The organism is Nostoc sp. C057, from assembly GCF_013393925.1.
GTDB lineage: Bacteria > Cyanobacteriota > Cyanobacteriia > Cyanobacteriales > Nostocaceae > Nostoc > Nostoc muscorum_A.
The window spans coordinates 6,370,785-6,391,335 of the sequence record NZ_CP040281.1 but is presented as its reverse complement, the minus strand read 5'-3'; the positions used below and the strand labels follow the sequence as shown (position 1 = coordinate 6,391,335).

The 20,551-nt window shown below is 43.7% G+C and carries 8 protein-coding genes; 5 read left to right on the top strand and 3 right to left on the bottom strand.

Translation table 11 applies throughout. The features are described 5' to 3' along the window. The first annotated feature begins 80 nt into the window (after positions 1-80). Positions 81-4,211: a PAS domain-containing protein gene (locus FD724_RS27230; RefSeq protein WP_179074760.1), complete on the top strand. Its 4,131-nt coding sequence runs from the start codon at positions 81-83 to the stop codon at positions 4,209-4,211. Here FD724_RS27230 and FD724_RS27225 read toward each other — a convergent pair. Beyond that, positions 4,180-10,413: an AAA family ATPase gene (locus FD724_RS27225; protein WP_179074759.1), complete on the bottom strand. Its 6,234-nt coding sequence runs from the start codon at positions 10,411-10,413 to the stop codon at positions 4,180-4,182. The two genes, FD724_RS27230 and FD724_RS27225, sit on opposite strands and share 32 nt — an antisense overlap. A 99-nt stretch (positions 10,414-10,512) precedes the next feature. Between FD724_RS27225 and FD724_RS27220 the strand changes: the two genes are divergently transcribed. The 4 genes from FD724_RS27220 (at position 10,513) to bioF (ending at position 13,579) form a co-directional block, all read left to right on the top strand. After that, positions 10,513-10,698: a hypothetical protein gene (locus FD724_RS27220; RefSeq protein ID WP_179074758.1), complete on the top strand. Its 186-nt coding sequence runs from the start codon at positions 10,513-10,515 to the stop codon at positions 10,696-10,698. A gap of 219 nt (positions 10,699-10,917) precedes the next feature. Then, positions 10,918-11,676: a sucrose-phosphate phosphatase gene (locus tag FD724_RS27215; RefSeq protein WP_179074757.1), complete on the top strand. Its 759-nt coding sequence runs from the start codon at positions 10,918-10,920 to the stop codon at positions 11,674-11,676. Further along, the gene (gene ruvA, locus FD724_RS27210) at positions 11,676-12,308 is read left to right on the top strand and encodes a Holliday junction branch migration protein RuvA (protein WP_041565497.1); all 633 of its coding nucleotides are present in this window, start codon (positions 11,676-11,678) and stop codon (positions 12,306-12,308) included. Before FD724_RS27215 ends, ruvA begins: the two co-directional genes overlap by 1 nt. Before the next feature lie 110 nt (positions 12,309-12,418). After that, complete coding sequence (bioF, locus tag FD724_RS27205) at positions 12,419-13,579, top strand: 8-amino-7-oxononanoate synthase (RefSeq protein ID WP_179074756.1); 1,161 nt, start codon at positions 12,419-12,421, stop codon at positions 13,577-13,579. A gap of 77 nt (positions 13,580-13,656) precedes the next feature. On the opposite strand, the gene FD724_RS27200 is transcribed toward bioF, so the two are convergent. Together FD724_RS27200 and FD724_RS27195 are read right to left on the bottom strand one after the other, a co-directional pair. Then, positions 13,657-14,130, bottom strand: a complete 474-nt coding sequence (locus FD724_RS27200) for a response regulator (RefSeq protein WP_179074755.1) — start codon at positions 14,128-14,130, stop codon at positions 13,657-13,659. Beyond that, positions 14,127-20,282: an AAA family ATPase gene (locus FD724_RS27195; RefSeq protein WP_179074754.1), complete on the bottom strand. Its 6,156-nt coding sequence runs from the start codon at positions 20,280-20,282 to the stop codon at positions 14,127-14,129. The genes FD724_RS27200 and FD724_RS27195 overlap by 4 nt, the downstream gene beginning before the upstream one ends. Positions 20,283-20,551 lie beyond the last annotated feature (269 nt).

Genomic DNA, 20,551 nt, shown 5'->3' with positions numbered 1-20,551 from the left:
GCGCTATTTCAAAAATAGTTATCTCTCTATGATAACCTGCGGAATGTGGGCTTGAACTCTATCCGCTCAATTAATTCACGATGTCTCAGCAACAGCGCACCCTCTTAATTGTCGATGATTCCCCAGAAGATCGAGAGCTATATCGGCGGTATTTGTTGCGCGATCGCGAATATTCTTACACTTTCCTAGAAGGAACCCTGGGACAGCAAGGGCTAGAACTTTTCCAGCAACACCAACCAGATGCCATTTTACTTGATTATCGACTGCCTGACATAGACGGACTAGAATTTCTGGCTAAATTGCAAACCTCAACTCAAAATCAGTGCCTACCTGTGATTGTTGTCACAGGGCAGGGCAATGAGGCGATCGCAGTTCAGGCGATGAAAGCCGGCGCACAAGATTATATTGTCAAAGAGCAAATTACCGCACAAGGGCTACAAATAGCAATCAATGGGGCAATTGAAACAGTGCGGCTACGCACCCAACTGCAACAGCGTATTGAACGAGAGCGCGTAGTCGCGCAAATTACCCAGCAAATTCACTTATCTCTGAATCTGGATGAAATTCTTCAGGCAACAGTAGCCGAGGTGCGGCAGTTTCTCCACACAGATCGCGTCCTGATTTTTCGGTTAAATTCTGGTGGGGATGGGACAGTAGTGGCAGAATCGGTTGGGACAGAGTGGCGATCGCTTCTTTCCTCTACTATCCAAGATCCCTTCTTAGCTGAGACCTACATCACCTCCAATCGACCGCAACTTGTCAGCTACGATCCCGCCTTTATCAAGAATTATATCGAAGGCTATTATCAGGGGCAAGTAACGGCAGCATCGGACATTCATGACAGCAGTATTGACCCATGCCACGGTGAATTGTTGGCACAGTTTCAAGTCAAAGCTCATCTGGTTGTACCAATTCTGCAAGACAACCAGTTTTGGGGATTGCTAATTGCTCATCATTGTACCTCCCCGCGATTTTGGCAGCCCTTAGAAATTGACTTGCTTAAAGAGTTGGCAACTCAGATGAGTATCGCCTTACGACAGGCAGAACTGTATCAGCAGGCCCAGCGTGAGCTAAAAGAACGTCAACAGGTAGAAGCAGAACTACGCCAAAGCGAACAACAGCTGCGATTAGCACTATCAGCTTCTCGGATGGGAACATGGAACTGGAATATCCAAACGGGAAAAATTTCCTGGTCGGATAACCTGGAAGCCTCATTTGGACTGGAGCCAGGAGAGTTTGACGGCTCATTCGAGATGTTTGCCGCGCGAGTCCACCCTGACGATCGCGATCGCGTTCTAGCAGTCGTCGCTCGTGCCATCGCCACCGGAGAAGACTATGACATTGAATTTCGAGTGGTATATCCTAATGGTACGATTCGGTGGGCACTCAGCCAGGGTAAGGTATTCTACGACCAACACGGACAACCGATTCAGATGGCGGGTATCGATCTAGATATCACCGAACGCAAACGGTCAGCCGAAACTCTGCGTGAGAGTGAGGAACGTTTTCGGCAGCTTGCAGAAAATATTGATGTGGTGTTCTGGATCAAAGAAGTGTTGGAAAATCGAGTCAGCTATGTTAGTCCTGCATATAAACGCCTGTGGGGATTGAACCCCCAGGAATTGTATCAAGGACAACAAGCATGGGTCGATCGTATCCACCCAGAAGATCGAGAAGCGACAGACAGAGCGTTTCATGAAAAAGCTGTCGCAGGTAACTTTGATGAAGAATACCGGATTATTTTACCCGATGGTAGTATTCGCTGGGTTCACGATCGCTGTTTTGGGCTTCGAGATGAAACAGGAGAGATTTATCGTTTTGCAGGTATTGCCGAAGACATCAGCGAACGGAAACAGGCAGAACAAGCCCTGCGAGACAGTGAAGAACGCCTGCAAATGGCATTGGAAGGTTCTGGTGGCGGTCTATGGGATTGGAACATTGTTAGCAATGAAGATTATTTAAGTTCACGATGGCTGGAAATGCTGGGATATGAGCAAGGAGAGCTACCTGGGCACTTTAACAGTTGGGAGCGACTGATTCATCCTGACGATAAAGTTTGGGTGATGGAACGGTTGAATGCCCATCTTCAGGACGATTCAGTGTCTTACAAATTTGAATATCGGATGTTAACCAAGTCTGGGGAGTGGAAATGGATTGCCAACCACGGAAAAGTGGTTTTGCGTGATCAACAGGGCAATCCACTCCGAATGGCAGGCATCCATTTTGATATCACCGATCGCAAACAGGCAGAGCTTGCTTTGCGCCAGAGTGAAGAATTTAAGAACCGTATTTTAGATAGTAGTTCTGACTGTATCAAAGTATTAAGCCTCGACGGGCGGCTGCTGTATATGAATACAGGTGGACTATGTTTGATGGAAATTGACGACTTAAATTCCTATCTCAATACTGAATGGCTCTGTTTCTGGAAAGGCAGCTATCAACAACAAGCAGAGCAAGCACTCGCTGCCGCTAAAACAGGTGAAGTCAACATTTTTCGCGGATACTGCCCAACTGTAAAAGGCACTCCCAAATGGTGGGAAGTGGTCGTTAGCCCGATTCTGGATGCTTCCGGGCAACTAGAACGAATCTTGTTGATTTCACGAGACATCACTGATCGCAAAAAGATAGAACTCCTCTTGCAGGAGAGCGAAGCCCGGTTAAAATTGGCGTACAAAGCGACGCAATCGGGATTATGGGACTGGGACATTATCCACAATAGCGCTCATGTATCTGAAGAGTACGTCAATCTGTTTGGGCTTGACCCAACCACAAAGGAAATCACCTATGAACTGTGGTTAAGTCTCCTGCACCCAGACGATCGCATCTCAGCTAATGAAGGGGTGAGTCGCACCATCCAGCAACAGGAAGAGTACTATGAAGATGACTTCCGCACTATACATCCTGATGGCATTCGCTGGTTAGCGGCTAGAGGTCAAGTTTTCTATGATGCTGCGGGCAATGCGGTACGGATGGTGGGTAATGTACAGGATATCACCGATCGCAAACAAGCTGAAATCCAACGCGATCGCCTATTTCAGCTAGAACAAGCAGCCAGAGCAGAAGCCGAACGCGCCAATCGGATCAAAGATGAATTTTTGGCGGTTCTCTCCCATGAATTGCGATCGCCTCTCAACCCAATTCTCGGCTGGACAAAACTGCTGCAAACCCGTAAATTTAGTGAAACCAAAACAGCTGAAGCTTTAGCCACCATTGAACGCAATGCCAAACTGCAAACTCAACTGATTGATGACTTGCTGGATGTTGCCAAGATTCTGCGCGGCAAACTCACCATAGATGCTGCACCTGTGAATCTGGCATTTATTATTGAATCTGCGATCGATACGGTAACTACAGCAGCCATTGCCAAATCAATTTCGTTGCATCCGGTGCTGCCAAATATTGGGCAAGTCTCTGGAGATTCCAACCGCTTACAACAGATCGTTTGGAATTTACTTTCCAATGCTATCAAGTTTACCCCCAAGGGAGGACGGGTTGAAATCCGATTAGAGCAAGTAGATGAGCAGGCACAGATTATCGTCCGTGACACTGGTAAAGGCATTAACCTTGAGTTTCTCCCGTATATTTTTGAGTCATTCCGTCAAGAAGATGTTTCAATTACTCGCAAGTATGGCGGGTTAGGATTGGGATTAGCGATCGTCCGGCAGTTGGTTGAGGCTCACGGCGGCACCATCATGGCTGACAGTCCGGGTGTTGGCTTGGGAGCCACCTTTACAGTCCAGTTGCCACTGCTGAATCTTCAACCAGAAATCAAGCAGACAGATGAGTTGCCACAACCAGGACTTGAACTCACGGGAATTCGAGTTCTGACAGTGGATGATGACCCCGATGCCCGTGAGCTATTAACAGTATTGCTTACTGAATACGGAGCTACAGTCTTGACTGTTGCTTCTGCCGCAGAAGTGTTAGCAAACCTGGAGTCCTTTCAACCCGATGTGTTAGTCAGTGATATTGGGATGCCTGAAGTCGATGGTTATTCCTTGATTCAACAGATCCGAACTTTAACCCCCGAAAAAGGCGGACAAATTCCCGCGATCGCTTTGACTGCTTATGCCAGAGTTGATGATTACCAGCGAGCTATAACCAGTGGCTATCAACGCCACGTTACCAAGCCCCTCGATCCAGAAGAGTTAGTTCAAGCTGTGGTAGCACTCGCACAGATCAAGATTGGCAAATCGGAATCATCACAATGAATGTGGCTCCCTGTCCCGGTTCGGAAACACAATGTAGTGTGCCTTTGTGTTTTTCAGCCACAATTTGATAACTAATAGAAAGTCCCATTCCTGTACCTTTGCCGACAGCTTTTGTCGTAAAGAATGGATCAAATAATTTTTGCTTGATATGAGCAGGAATTCCGGGGCCATTATCTGCAATTTTAATGACAACTTGTTTGCTTTCTACCAGGCAAGTGCTAATCGTAATCGTAGGAGTTAAGGTTTGGTCTTGAGCGTTCGCTTCTTCTAGGGCATCAATGGCATTGCTCAAAAGATTCATAAACACTTGATTGAGTTGTCCGGCATAGCATTCGACTAACGGTAACTCTCCATAAGCTTTGACAATCTCAATGCTAAGAGAATCAGGTTTCGCTTTCAGTCGATGTTGCAGAATCATCAGTGTGCTATCAATGCCCTCATGAATATTGACTTCTTTCATCTCGGCTTCATCCATGCGCGAGAAAGTGCGTAGAGAGACAACAATTTTTTGAATGCGTTCTGCTCCAATTCGCATGGAATAAATAAGTTTGGGTAAGTCTTCTACTAAAAACTCCAAGTCCATCGCTTCGGCTTCTTCTTGAATCTCAGAGTCGGGAATTGGGTAATATTTCTGATAAAGTTCCAGGAGTCTCAGAATATTTTTGGTGTATTCATTTGCATGGCTAAGATTGCCGAAGATAAAGTTGACTGGGTTGTTGATTTCATGGGCAACACCTGCCACCAATTGCCCCAATCCTGACATTTTCTCAGCTTGGATCATCTGGGTTTGGGTGTGCTGGAGTTCTTGCAGAGTTTGCTCTAATTCTGCTGTGCGCTGGTTTAATTGGGCTTCGGCACGTTTGCGATCGCTAATGTCAAAGCTTGTGCCAATCACCCGGTAAATCTGTCCCTCAGTATTCTTGAGTGGGTTGAAGTTGATAAACCACCAGGTTTCCTGCCCATCAAAGGTTAGGCAATGCTCATAATAAAGGGGCATTCCCGTTCTGGCGCACTCAGCAAGCCGTTGTTGGATAGTCTGGGCCTGTGCTGCCCCAAGGACTTCAGTGGGCGTTTTGCCTACGGCATCAGCACTACGAATTCCAGAGGCTCGTTCCGCAACAGCGTTCCATCCGGCGTAATGGAAGCGATCGTTATCCAACACATCCACAACAAAGATGACTATTTCGGCTCCGTTGTAAATGCTGCTCAGAAACTCCTCTTTCTCTTGAAGTGCGGCTTCCGCTTGTTTGCGTAAACGAAGCTCGTCGTAGACATCGCTAATATCAATCACCACCCCATCCCACACAATCAAGCCATCAGCTTGCAGTTCTGGTCGAGAAACACATTGAATCCATTTGATTTTGCCTGAAGGAGTCACAATTCGCCACTCGTGACTAAAAGGCGTTAACATTCGACCAGAATCAGCAACTAACTGTCCCAGCATTGGGGAATCGTCTGGATGCGCCATGAGGTGAATGTTGTGTACCCCTGCCATCACTGCCTTTGGATCAACCTCATACAGGTCATAGCAACCCGAACTGACGTAGGGTGTCCAAAAAGAGCCATCGGTAGCCAGACAGAATTGGAATACCATGCCTGGAATATTGTCAACCACCTTCTGGAAGCGGGCTTCACTGGCACGCAGTTCTACCAGTGTTTGTTGTGTCTGCTCATAAAGTCGGGCATTTTCTAGAGAAATAGCGGCTTGAGTACATAACAGGTTAAGCAGTTCGACGCGATCGCTAGTAAATGCCCCAGTCGTCAAGTTATTCTCCAAATAAAGGATACCTACGAATTGACCCCGATGGAGAATCGGATTACACAAGATGCTTTTTGGCTGTTGGCTCAAAATGTAAGTATCGCTGGCAAAGACTGGATGATTAGTGGCATCCGCCAACACCACAGGTTGTAAGGAATGTTTGACGTGATAAATCACTCTCAGAGGAATGTCGTGGCTTTCCTCCACTGGAATTCTTTGCAGAACGATGGGTTGAGTATTAACGCTGACAGTCCCTTTAATCAACAAGCGATTGTCCCGCAGCAGCATTAACACGCATTTTTCTGCCCCAGCATTTTCAATTACTATCTGAAGCAGCATCATTAGGAGTTTTTCTAATTCAATTTCACCAGAAAGAGTTTGAGAGGCTTTGAGAATGGTTGCCAAATCGAGCGATTCTGTAATATTGCTGGAGCTAGAGGTTTGAGTCGAATGAAAAGATGGGGCAAAAATTGTGTTAGATGCACTAAGTAATGGTTGCGGGTGTTGCACAATTGCGGTCAAAAGCTGAGGATAGCGCTGTTCCAAGTCAGTTACTTTGGCTTTAGCTCCCCAACGGGCGTAGCAGTAATATGCTTCTTGCATATATGCTTGGGCGAGTTTTTCTTTGCCCCATTCGAGGTAGAATTTGCCTGCGAGTTCATTGCTGAGGGCTTCTTCTTGAATATATGCATTTGCTTTGGCGGATGCGATCGCGCGATCGTAGTAATCCATTGCTTCATACATTCGCCCCAACACCCGATACTGCTCTGCTTCCACCAAATAAAATTTGTGTAAATGGTTTGTAGGGGCGTGGTTTGCCCATTCTTTGAGCTTCTTTTGGTTGCCAACAACTTCCTGGGGCAAACTATTACATTCCTTACCTTGGGCATTGGATAATATCGCCAGATGAGTTAATGAACCGTAAAAGTGAAACACCGGAATCATGAAACAACCGGATACACCATGTAAATATTGTTTGGCATTAACTGCCACTTTTGTTGCTTGTTCCCACTCATTGAACAAGTAACAAAGAATTAGTTTATTAATATACAGTGTTCCCATTGCATAGAGATCGTTCGCCTGCTGATGCTTGGGCAACATCATTTCTTCGTCATAAACCACACCTTTAATTTCCCAAGGACACTTACTCTGTCCCAGTAAATTTAAGACAGATTGGTAAAAGACTCTTAGGTAATTGTGAGCAACTTCCTGTTTAATTTGAGCTAATGCCTGACTGTAAACCTTCATCTCTGGTTCTAAGATTGACAAATCTTTGCCGAGAAAATAGGACAGCGAACAATAATTGTAGGCACAGTAAGCAGCATATTCTAAAGTACCCATCTCCAGACCGCTATGGTATCCGTCAAGCAAAGGAGCGAGTGAATTTTGAATATGATGTTTCCAAGGCTTCACGAAAGGATAAACCATGTTAATCGTGCTGGCTTTAAATTCTCTACTCTCGAAGCGTGATAGTAGTCCCATTGCCAGTTGACCAACGCGATCGCCTAAATCTATTTCTCCAATACCGCACAGAATGACTCCATACCAAGCATAAGCCTGTGCTGATACCCCAGCATTACCATAAGCAACCGATAACCTCACCTGCTTGCACACGATTAACGGCAGCAATTCTGGAACCGCTTGATAGACTGCTGCTGTTACAGTCGCTAAAATTCGGATCACTGCCAGACCTCGGAGGTCTTTCATCTCAGGCAGTTCCAACAAATCTTCTAAATGTTTTTCTTTTAATATATCTTGAGTCTGTTGCAAACTTTCAGTAATATCTGCATCAGTTGGCTGCTCTGGAAACGACACTCCAAATAATTTCAAAGCAGAAAGAGCGGTTTTAATGGCTTTGGGTTGCTGACTCTGAGCGACATCAGCCAAAATTCTCACTTCATAGACTTTCACTTTGTCTAGTAATTGACGAGCATTTTGCAGTACCTCATCAACTATCTGCTCCATTTGCCCAAAGTAACCGCTCAGACAGGTTAATTCTGCGGCTAAATCATGTAGAGCCAACGTTAGCTCATAGCATTGCTGCCAACAATTTGCTGTGAGAAGTTGTATGCCTTTAGTGGTGTATTCAATTGCTGCAACGTAAGCGGTTGCAGATTTTGCTTTTTGTGCAGCAGCTAGATTTAGCTTCGCTAATGTCTCCCGTTCTGTTTCTAAGACAATTAAATCGGCTCCTTTATTTAATTGATTAACAATCTCGAAGATTTTTTCCTCTTTTTCCGTTTCATTCATTACACTTAAAAGCAATTGCCCAATTTTTAAGTGCATCAGTTGTTTTTGGTTATCGGGGATGAGTGAATAAGCAGCTTGTTGGACGCGATCGTGCAGAAATTTGTAGAAAGCAATCACCTGATTATCTGCTTCGATCTGTCCATTATCCTCAATCAACAATTCTGATTTTGACTGATAAAACTTGTAAATATCATTGCTGGGAATTACTAATCCTTCCTGAAGGGCTTTCCATAAGTCAGTAGCAGTTTCAGCTTGAGACTTTTCATAGACAATTGCCAGTGTTGCTAAATCAAAAGAGTTACCAATACATGCTGCGAGTTTCAGGACATTTTGAGTGGCAACTGGCAACTTCTGTAACTGCATTGCCATGAACTCTACCACGTCATCTCTCAGAGAGAGCAATTGCACATCACTAATATCACACTGCCAATGCCCAGCTTGAGGATCAAACTCAATAGCTCCCTCTTCATGTAGCGCCTTGAGAAACTGTGTGCTGAAAAAGGGGTTTCCTTGAGTTTTTTGATAAACTAGCTGGGTTAAAGGTTGAGCGATCGCTGCTGGACATTGCAATGTATCTGTTACTAGCGAATTTAAACTTTCTTGACTCAAGGGAGCCAGTGTGATTGTATTGACTGTAGTGCCAGCTTTCTTGATTTCTTCTAACGTCAATATCAACGGATGAGCAGGCGACACTTCATTATCACGATATGCACCAATCAATAACATGAAGCCGCTTTCTCTTTGTCCGATCAATACCTGAATCAAGTTTAGTGATGCTGAATCTGCCCACTGTAAATCATCCAAAAACATCACCAAGGGATGTGTAACTGTAGTAAATACTTGAATAAATTTTTGGAACAACAGATTAAAACGGTTCTGAGAAGCATTACCTGATAGTTCCACCACTGGGGATTGTTGCCCAATAATCTCCTCTAACTCAGGAATCACATCGATAATTACTTGGGCATTTTCCCCCAACGCTGTCAAAATCTTCCATTTCCATTGCTTTAATTGGGTGTCACTTTCGCCTAACAACTGCCCCATTAAGTCACGGAAGGCTTGGACAAAGGCACTAAGGGGAATGTTGCGGTTGAACTGGTCATACTTGCCTTTAATAAAGTAGCCACGTTGCCGGACAATGGGTTTATGTACTTCATTCACCACTGCCGTTTTACCAATGCCGGAGAACCCCGCCACTAACATGAACTCCGATGTCCCACTGGCAACCCGCTCGAATCCTTCTAGTAATATTTTAACTTCTTGCTCTCTGCCATAGAGTTTTTCTGCCATTACGAAGCGATCGCTTATATCTCGCTTTCCAATCGCGAAATGCTCAATTTTCCCTATTTCGTTCAGTTTTTCTATACATAGATGCAAATCATGTTTTAGTCCCAACGCACTTTGGTAGCGGTCTTCGGCATTTTTCGCCATCAGCTTATGGATGATCTCTCCCACAACCAAAGGGATCTCAGAGTTGACATCGCAAACATTAGGAGGAAGTTTTGCAATATGACAATGCACTAATTCCATCGGGTCTTGAGCATCAAAAGGCACTTTTCCTGTCAGTAGCTCAAAGAAACTTACTCCCAATGAATAGAAGTCGCTGCGGTAGTCAATCCCCCGATTCATGCGTCCTGTCTGTTCTGGTGATAGATAAGCTAGAGTCCCTTCCAGGACATTTGGATTTTGGATTTCGGTGGTTTCTCTCGGTAACAAGGAGGAGATGCTGAAGTCTATCAGCTTTAACACCTTGGTGTCTGGGTGAATCAGGATATTAGCGGGTTTAATGTCTTTATGAATTACCCGTTGTTGATGTAGCTGGTGCAGAATATCTGTTAGTTGTAGGGCTATAATTAGAAATTGCTCTAAGTGTTGCGGCTGTTCCTTAATAAATTGCCGCAGTGAGATGCCACCAAAATCTTCCATCACCAAAGCATAGCCATTATTATAGGGTTCTAGGCTGTAGGGCTTAATAATTCCAGGAATCTCTAGGTTTTTGGCTAGGGCATATTGGTTGCGAAACTGTACGAGTTCACTAAAGCTGGGGTACTCTCGTTTTAAAAGCTTAATTACAACTGCTTGGTTATCTGCTTCTCTGACCGCGCGATATACAAGTGTACGTGAACCTGAGTATAGTTGCTCTCTAATTTGGTAGCCTGACAGTGTTACAGTTACATCCACTTTTGCGCTCATCACTTTTTCAGGGAATTTTTCTAGTCAGTTTAGAATTCCCCACAGGACATTTTTTGTAACAAACTTTGGCAATTATTTACGCTTTGGATGTATCGCCTGATGAAAAGCTACACGTTAGCGATCGCTCTTTGTGCAACTGAGTTAGCAGAAAATACAAAAAATATACAACCAATAGAAAAGCAATTTATCGACTTACAAAAAGCTGAAGGCATTAAAGCTTTAACTCTCCATTTTTTGAAAATGATTTTCTGCTTCCTGGTTTATTACTACAGCGATTTCCAATAAGTAAATAGCTGATTATCACTTGATTTCCCTCCAAGGTTCTATCCTGTGGGAAAAGAAGGGGCTTTTTGATTGAAAATGCCTATAACCCTTTCTTGATAAGAATTACAACTATCCTTAACCTCAAATCGAATGTCTGATATATTTAGTTTTTAGCAAACAAACTTCTTGCAAAATTCTCTTCACGCGGTAAAATAACGAAATTTTGCAAGAGTTTTAATCATGAAACCATTTCTTTTTGTAAGCGATCTAGATGACACCCTCGTATATCGCACCGTTGGCGATGACAGTGCTTTACCAGAACTAAATCAACTCCTGAGTCAACATCGCCAAGAATACGGCACTAAAATTGTTTATTCTACCGGGCGATCGCCCTTACTTTACAAACAACTCCAAGCTCAAAAAAATCTTTTGCAACCAGATGCCCTTGTCCTTTCTGTAGGGACGGAAATTTATCTCAATGGTACTGATACTCCAGACTCAGATTGGTCAGAAACACTGTCTCCGGGATGGGAACGGGAAACTGTATTATCTATTACCCATAAATACCGTGAGTTACTTCGGCAACCAGATTCAGAACAGCGTCCTTTCAAAGTGAGCTTTTTTTTAGAACAAGAAGCATCTGCAAATGTTCTACCACAACTTGAAGCAGAGTTGCAGAAATCGAAATTAAATGTAAAGTTAATCTACAGTAGCGGTATTGACCTTGACATTGTACCCCATAGCAGCGATAAAGGTCAGGCAATGCAGTTTTTACGCCAGAAGTGGAAATTTGCAGCAGAACAAACAGTTGTCTGTGGTGATTCGGGTAATGATATTGCTTTATTTGCTGTAGGCAACGAACGGGGAATCATCGTCGGGAATGCCCGAAAAGAGTTACTCCAATGGCATAACGAGTATCCCGCCATGCACCGCTACCTAGCAAAAGGTTTTTGTGCAGGTGGAATTATTGAAGGCTTAAATTATTTTGGTCTCTTGTAATGATTAGTTATCTAAAAGGTATAGTCGCTGGTATCCAAACAATTGGCGCTAATCGCGTGATTCTGACTCTGGAAGTCAATGGCTTGGGGTACGATTTGCAAGTTCCCCAACGGCTAGCAAACCAGTTACCAGAATCGGGAGGCGTGGCGCAAATTTTTACCCATTTCCAAATTCGGGAAGAAGTGCCCTACTTATATGGCTTTGCTTCCCCAGCTGAACGCGATTTATTTCGCCACTTGCTGACTGTCACAGGAATTGGTGCAGCCTTAGCGATCGCACTCCTGGACACTCTGGAACTACCAGATTTAGTCCAAGCAATTATCGCTGGCAATACACAAATCTTAATTCAGGCTCCCGGTGTCGGCAAAAAAATCGCAGAGCGCATCTGTTTGGAACTGAAAAGCAAATTAGTCGAGTGGCGCAAATCAGCCGGGTTCTTCGTCGCCACAGGCGGGCCAGCACCAGGAATTCTCGAAGAGGTGCAAATGACCCTCTTCGCCTTGGGATATACTGCTCATGAAGTCAGTCACGCCCTGCATGTAGTCAGCGAAGACATCGGCCTACCCAAAGATGCCTACGTCGAAGATTGGATTAAACAAGCGATCGCTCATCTCAGTAGCGAACAAGTTTAATTGTCATTTGTCCTTTGTCATTGGTCATTGGTCATTGGTCCTTTGTCATTAGTTATTAGTTATTTCTTATTCTCCCCCTGCCTCCCCTGCTCCCCTCCCCCCCTGCTCCAATGACCGACCCTTATGCCTGGCTAGAACAGTCCTTAGCAACAATTCATCGGGCGGACTGGTATCGTTCGGTACAACCTATCAACGGTCGTCCGGGTGCAACGGTGGTTTTAGCTGGGCAAGAGGTAATTAATTTTGCCAGCAATGACTATTTGGGATTGGCTGGGGATGAGCGGTTGATGGCAGCCGCAACTGCTGCGATCGCAGAATTTGGCACTGGTAGTACTGGTTCTAGATTACTCAGTGGGCATCGAGAATTGCATGGGGAGTTAGAAAAGGCGATCGCATCTACCAAACAAACAGAAGATGCCTTGGTATTTAGTTCAGGGTATCTAGCTAATTTGGGTGCAATTACCGCCCTTGTGGGCAAGCGTGATTTAATTTTATCTGACCAGTACAATCATTCCAGTTTGAAAAATGGAGCGATTCTGAGCGGTGCAGCAGTTGTGGAATATCCGCACTGTGATCTTGAAGTCCTAAAAACTCAGTTGAGTCAACAACGACAAAATTACCGACGCTGTTTGATTCTTACTGATACTGTCTTCAGCATGGACGGCGATTTATGTCCGTTGCCCGCGCTGTTCGATCTGGCTGATGAATTTAGCTGTATGCTGCTAGTCGATGAAGCTCATGCTACCGGCGTACTAGGAAAAACTGGCGCTGGGTGTGTCGAGCATTTTGGGTGTACAGGAAAGCAATTAATTCAAATTGGGACTTTGAGTAAAGCTTTGGGTAGTTTAGGCGGTTATGTGGCAGGAAGTAGCGCCTTAATTGACTTTTTGCGGAACCGCGCACCCAGTTGGATTTATACCACTGGGCTTTCACCTGCTGATACAGCAGCAGCCTTAGCAGCAATCAAGATAGTGCAACAAGAACCGCAACACCTTGCCCAATTGTGGGGGAATATACATTACTTGAAAACTTTGCTGCAACAGTTGCCTAACTTAAAATTGCTGCCTTCTGAATCACCCATATTATGCTTTCAATTGCCTAATGCTACAGATGCCCTCAAAGCTGGAAAACAGCTAAGAGATGCTGGCATTTTTGCCCCAGCAATTCGTCCTCCTACAGTGCCCACAAGTCGAATCAGAATATCTGTGATGGCTACTCATGAAGTAGCACATATTGAAAAATTGGTAGCAGTGCTGAAGGATGTTATTTGAATTGGGAATTGGAGAATAAGAAATAACTAATAACTAATGACTAATGACTAAGGACAAATGACAAATGACAAATCCTTTTACAAAACTGGCAATCGGTTAAACAAGATCCAATAAAAACCAAGTTGTTGGACTGCTTGGTTAAATTGTTCAAAATCCACAGGTTTGACGATGTAGCTATTCACCCCAAGCTGGTAACTCTCGATCATATCCTGGTCTTCAGCAGAAGAGGTCAGCACCACAACCGGAATCATTTGTGTGCGTGGATCGGATTTGAGTTGCCGTAAAACTTCTAACCCACTTATCCTTGGCAGTTTCAAATCCAACAAAATGACTTTGGGTTGATTCGTCATGCTACGGTGCGCGTACTCTCCTCGACAAAAGAAAAAATCTAGCGCTTCGGCTCCATCTTCAAGCAGTTGAATATTGTTGCCAATTCTACCGCGACGTAATGCTCGGATAGTTAACTCAGCATCGGTGGCATTATCTTCAACTAATACAATGGAAAGTGCTTGCTCAAAATATGGAGACTGATCTATGGGTTGGTCACTCATGGGTTAATTTCCCCTTGAAGGGTGAAATAAAACGTCGCACCTCGATCGATCGCTGCTTCGGCCCAAATCCGCCCGCCGTGGCGTTGAATAATGCGTTGCACGATCGCTAGTCCGATCCCCGTGCCTGTAAATTCTTGTTCGCGGTGCAGCCTTTGGAATACCCCAAACAAATTATCTGCATACCGCATATCAAATCCTGCCCCATCATCTCTGATGAAATACACTCTTTCACCAGCCATAATCTCATAGCCTATTTCAATGCAAGCAGTAGATTTGTAGCAAGTATATTTGATGGCATTTGACAATAGATTTAGCCAAACTTGTTTAAACAAGGAAAGATCGGCTTGACAGATAGGTAAATCAGCGATCGCAAACTCAATTTGACGACCTTCAAAATCTGGGGCTAAATCACTCAGCACCTCTTGAATAATCTCATTCATAAAAACAGGCTGCCGGGACATTTCCTTACGATCTAGGCGGGATAGGTTCAATAGGTCGTCGATCAACTCACCCATGCGTTTGGCATTGTCTCGGACAATTTTCAGATAACGATTGCCTTCCGCATCAAGTTGCTCACCATAATCTTCTTGCATAATTCTCGAAAAACCAACGATCGCCCGCAGTGGTGCCCGTAAATCATGAGAAACAGAGTAGGAAAACGCCTCTAATGCTTTGTTTGCAGCTTCCAATTGGGCTGTTCGTTGTTTGACCCTGATTTCTAAAGACTGGTTCAGTTGATGCAGGGCTTCAATTGCCCTCTGGCGCTCCAATTCTGCTGCTGCTCGTGCGGCAAATACCTTTAGAATTACTTCTGTTCGTTCCGTATCTACCAGTGGTTGTACGTCAAGAATACAAAGATTACCAATTGGGTCGCCATTGGCATTTTTTAAGGAAATACCCAGATAACTCTCTGCCTGCATTGCCACTAAGTCTAAGTCTTCTGGGAAAATTTGCTGAACAAGCTTTTTGCAGTAGAATAAGCCGTTTCTCAAGGCAAATTCGCATGGTGTACGGGCCGGAAAGTAGGATATTTGTGGTTGTAATGCCCCATGCGCCCAAAAAGCTAGGGCTTTAAGTTCGCCATTTACTAGTTCAGTAACGAGAGCATAGCGGACGTGCAAGGCTGTGGCTATATGACCAACCAAAGCTGCGAAAAAATCTTGTCCTGTAACCGCAGCTGTTCCCATAACCAGATTTTGCAGCGTTGTTTCCGATCTTTTCAGATCCTCTTCCCGGCGTTTTACCTCACTAATATCCCGGATAATGGTAGATAAATATTCCAGACTGCCATCTGTTGCTTTATGAGCAATGATCATTTGGGAAACCGGAATTTCTCTGCCATCAATATCCAACAAAGCGGTTTCACCCACCCAGGTACCATCTCGAATCGCCAGAGGAATGCCCTGGTTTTGAATAATCTCTAATGCCCATTGGGGATGGTAGTTGCTGAATGTGCAAAGGTCTGCATCCAGTGGTATACCTGCTAGTTTCCTAGCTTGAGCATTATTCCAGAAAACATTGCCTTGGGGGGTGGCCATGCAAATATGATCGGTGGATGCTTCGAGAATGGCAATTAAGCGATCGCGATCTTTTTCTGCTCTTTGGCGTTCGGCAATTTCAGCCCGTAAGGATTGATTCAGTTCTGACTGTTGCTTTAATAAACGGGCATTGTCAATGGAAATAGCTGCCTGAGTCGAAAGTAAACTGAAGATTTCAATTCGCTCTGGGGTAAATGCGCTAGTGGTTAGATTGTTTTCTAAAAGGACAATTCCCGTCAGTTTTCCCTGGTTTAATAAAGTAGCACAAAGAATCGATTTTGATTGGCGTTGCACAATCCAGGGTTCAGATTGAAAGTTACCGACTTGAGCCGCATTATTGAGGACGATGCTTTCTTGGGTGCGAACTACATAATTAATTAGGGCAGTTGGCAAGCAAGGAGTACTGTCTGCTGATAACGATTCCAGAGGAATTGATTGCAAAACAGCTACTTTCTCATCGCCAATCGATCCCATTGCCTCAATCCGCCATTTTTCTTGTGTTGGTAAAATCAGATAACCGGTTTGTGCCCCGGCATTCTCAATCAAGATCGTCATTATTTTTGCCAGGAGTTTATCTAACAAAATTTCACTAGCGATCGCTTGGGAGGCTTTCAATACTGTTTCTAAATCAAGTGCTTCTAACTTTCTAGAAGTCGATTCTGTAATGTCAACTTTTCCGATGTTAGTTCTTTCAGTTTGCACCTCTAGCAGTTGGGGATAACGTCTTTCCAAATCTTGGACTTTAGCCATTGCTCCCCAACGGCTGTAGCCATATCTTGCCTCTTGCAGATAGACTTTGGCGATCGCTATCCGGTTGTTTGCCAGATAAAATTTTGCTGCTAGTTCGTTGGCCAGGCTTTCTTCTTGGAGGTATTCGTTTTCTCTCGCAAGCGCGATGGCGCGATCGTAGGCATCCATTGCTTCTACGACTTCACCCAATACCCGATGCCGTTCTGCTTCTACCAAATGCCACTTGTGTAGATAGTTCATCGGGGCATGGTGCGCCCAATTTTTCATTTTTGCCTGATTTTCTGCTACCTGCTCCAGCAACTCGGATTGTTTCGCTGTATCTGTGTTGGAATATACCGCCAGTCTGCATAGGGAATCGTAGAAGTGAAAGATGGCAACCAATGCCGCTCCAGTCATTGCTGGTAAGTACTCTTGAGCGATGACAGCATTGCCAATTGCCTGATTTGTATCGTCAAATAAATAACAGAGAAATAATTTATTGAGGTAGAAATAGAACAAACCCGCGTGAAAATGGGTTTGTTGCATCTGGGGTAGGTGGATTGCTTCATCATAAACTTGACCAGATAACATCCCAGGATTTGGAACCTTCTGAACCAGGTTCAAAACAGTTTGCGAGCAAATCTCGACGAAATGAATTCCCGCCGAGTGCTTGATTTGTTTCACTGCTTGGGTATAACTTGTCAGATGTAATTGGAGTTCATCCAAAGGTTGACCGATTGCCAATGAATAACCACAGAAATACATGGCAGCGTAGCCAGCAAACTCGAAATCGCCCTGCTCAATACCAACCTGATAGCAATCTTGGAGTGGCTTCAGGCTGTGTTTTAGGTGTGTTTTCCAAACATTAATCTGGTTGCTAACCGCGAATAGACTTCTGGCTTGAATGGGTTTGGCATCTAGGCGATCGAGCAGACTTACTGCTAGTTGACCAAATTGATATCCTGCTTCAATGTCCAATACAACTCCACAAAGAATAATCCCATAAGCGGCATAAGCAAAGGGAGCTAACATCATATTTCCGTACTCAATCAGCAAATCCACCATCTTGAGTACAACCAGCAAAAATAGGGGAGGGACTGCCAAATAAGCTGATGCACACATACTTGTTAAAAGCTGCATTGCCGCCAGCATTTCTGGCTCAGACATCATTTGTAAGTCAACTAAATCTTCAATGCGTCTATTCGCCAATTTGGAGGCAGTTTCCGAAAGTGCCTGCTGAACATCCTCAAAGGTTGGCTGGATGGGGAGGTGAATTCCTAATTGCTGAAGTAGCTGTAAACCAATTTGAATTGCCTCTAGTAATTGACTTTGAGCAACATAAGTTTGAATTTTGACATCGTAGACTTTTAAGCTGGCTAGTAGGGTTTTGGCGTGGTTAATTACCTGTTGGAACAGTGGCTCTACTTGCTCAAAATTACCGCTCAGATAGGCTGCTTCTGTTGTTGCACTATACAGGGTAAGGGTAAAATCGTAGTTTGTTTGCCAGCTATCGGTTGTCAGCAGATCCAAAGCAGTTTGCAAATATCGCCATGCAGCATCATAAGCAGCTGATGCCTTGGCTTTTTCTCCCGCCATCAGGTTTAAGCGAGACAAGTTATCCTGCTCGGATTGAGTTTTGAGGAGTTTTTTGCCCAGGTTCAGTTGGTTGGTAATATCAAAAATCTGGTGTTCTAAGTTTTCTGTTGGAGTTATTTGTAATAAGGACTGTCCGACTTGCCAATGGATCTGGCTTTGCTCGGCTTCGGGAATCAGCGAATAGGCTGCTTGCTGAATGCGATCGTGGGCAAATTTATATTCAATGGCAGGACAATTGCTAGGAAGTGGTACATCCAACTCAACCGATTTGTGGGCATTGCTTAGGGGTAGAATGAATCCTTGAGCGATCGCCATTCTTAAAGCCTGGGCAGTTTCTCGCTGGGATAATTCCGCAGTCAGTGCCAGAGTTTCTAGATTAAAAGAGTTGCCAATGCAGGCAGCTAGCTGCAACACTTCCTGCGTATTTTTATTGAGCTTTTGAATCTTTTGAGCCATCAAATCGACAATATTATCTGTAATTCCCTGCTGCTGAATTTGCTCGATCGACCATTGCCATTTTTTGGTTTGGTGATTAAATTCCAGTAGCCCTTCAGTGTAGAGAGATTTCAAAAATTCGTTCATGAAAAAGGGATTACCACCAGTTTTTCGTTGCACCAGTTCAGCTAAAGACAGGGAATCTTCTGGTTGGCAGCGAAATGTATCAGCGATGAACTGATTGATATGATCTAGGCTCAATGGCAAAAGAGAAAGTTGGTTTACCACACCTCCACCCTGCCGAATTTCCTCCACCATCTGAATGAGGGGATGAGCGGCATTAACCTCGTTATCTCGGTATGCCCCCATCAACAACAAAGATTGCCCCTTGGTAGCAGTAGCTAGTAGTTGGATCAGCTTCAGCGAGGCATTATCTACCCACTGGAGATCGTCTAAAAATATGGTGAGGGGATGTTCTGATTGCGTAAAAACGCGAATGAAATTTTGGAAAACTTGATGAAAGCGATTTTGGGCTTCCGTTGGTGGTAATACAGGTACTTCTGGCTGATTGCCTACAATCAATTCCAGTGCTGGAATTACCTGGGTAATAACTCGACTGTTTGAGCCGAGGGCCGCTAAAAGGTTCTGTCGCCATTGAGACAACTGTACTTCGTCTTCAGTCAGTAATTGTTTGATCAGTGACTCTAAGGCTTGAGCGATCGCAAAGTAAGGGATATTGCGCTGATACTGATCGAATTTACCAGAAACAAAGTATCCCCGTTGTTGCGTAATCGGCTGATAAATTTCCTGCACTAAAACTGACTTACCAATACCAGAGTATCCTGCTATCAACATCACTTCAACATGAGAAGCAGACGCGGGTAAATCAGAGTTATCTTTCCCTGCTACTCTTTCAAAGGACGCTAATAACATTTCCACCTCCCTTTCTCTGCCATAGAGTTTTTCAGGGATATGAAACTTATCAGAAATATCCTCTTTTCCTAGCAAAAAAGACTCAATTCTTCCCGTGTGTTGTAGCTGTTTCAGGCACTTTTCTAAATCATTTTTAATTCCCCAGGCACTTTGATAGCGATTTTCTGCTGTTTTTGCTAACAGTTTCAGTACAATTCCTGAGACTATCACAGGAATTCCTGAATTGATAAAATGGGGTGGGACAGGTTCTAAAGCTAGGTGATAATGAATTAACTCCAGCGCATCACTGGATTCAAACGGCAATCGATGGGTCAACAGTTCATAAAAAGTAACACCTAAAGAGTAAAAATCAGTTCTATAGTCCAAAGAACGGTTCATTCTGCCTGTTTGCTCTGGAGATATATAGGCTAGTGTTCCCTCTAATATCGGTAGATTTCTGAGAGTTAATATCTCCTGTGACAATACAGTTGAAATACCAAAGTCAATAATTTTAAGTTGTTGTGTTCTTGGATTAAAAACAATATTAGATGGATTGATATCTTTATGAATGATATTTGCTGTATGAATCGCACCCAAAATTTCAACAATCTGAATGGCTATTTTCAGGAAATCTGTTAATGAAAACTGTGCTTTTGCTATGATTTTTGCTAAAGATTCGCCCCCAAAATCCTCCAAAATGATTACAAAACTCCTTTGGTATTGCTGCAAACTATAAGCCTGGACAACACCTTCTAATGACAAGCTACGGGTAATTTCATATTCGAGCTTATAGCGTGTTATTTCTTCTGGTGTCGGGTAGTCTTTTTTTAAAACTTTGAAGATGACAGGCAGATTATTCTGTTGATTAATTCCCCGATAGACTCGTGAATTAGCACTTTCATGAATTTTTATACGAATTTTATATTCAGGAATTTCCAACATGGGTAAACTGCCTACAATTGTTAGACACAAAGACAAATTTGGTATGAGGTAATTTTAAATTTTTGATTTTGGATTAAATTATTTAGATTACAAAATGTAAGAACTTTTTAAAGTAAATAATTTAAACATGAGAACAAAGCTAAAATCCTAAGTTCTAAAAAATTTTATTCAGAGCCACCGCCTTGAGCCAGAGAATAAATCTAAAATATAAAATCCCAAATCACTTGGCTCACAAACCTGATTATACAAGTTTACTGAATAGTTACCAA

Coding starts and splice junctions, on each gene's coding strand:
- FD724_RS27225 (WP_179074759.1), bottom strand. CDS start 10,413: ATGAGCGCAAAAGTGGATGTAACTGTAACACTGTCAGGCTACCAAATT.
- FD724_RS27230 (WP_179074760.1), top strand. CDS start 81: ATGTCTCAGCAACAGCGCACCCTCTTAATTGTCGATGATTCCCCAGAA.
- bioF (WP_179074756.1), top strand. CDS start 12,419: ATGACCGACCCTTATGCCTGGCTAGAACAGTCCTTAGCAACAATTCAT.
- FD724_RS27215 (WP_179074757.1), top strand. CDS start 10,918: ATGAAACCATTTCTTTTTGTAAGCGATCTAGATGACACCCTCGTATAT.
- ruvA (WP_041565497.1), top strand. CDS start 11,676: ATGATTAGTTATCTAAAAGGTATAGTCGCTGGTATCCAAACAATTGGC.
- FD724_RS27195 (WP_179074754.1), bottom strand. CDS start 20,282: ATGTTGGAAATTCCTGAATATAAAATTCGTATAAAAATTCATGAAAGT.
- FD724_RS27220 (WP_179074758.1), top strand. CDS start 10,513: ATGAAAAGCTACACGTTAGCGATCGCTCTTTGTGCAACTGAGTTAGCA.
- FD724_RS27200 (WP_179074755.1), bottom strand. CDS start 14,130: ATGAGTGACCAACCCATAGATCAGTCTCCATATTTTGAGCAAGCACTT.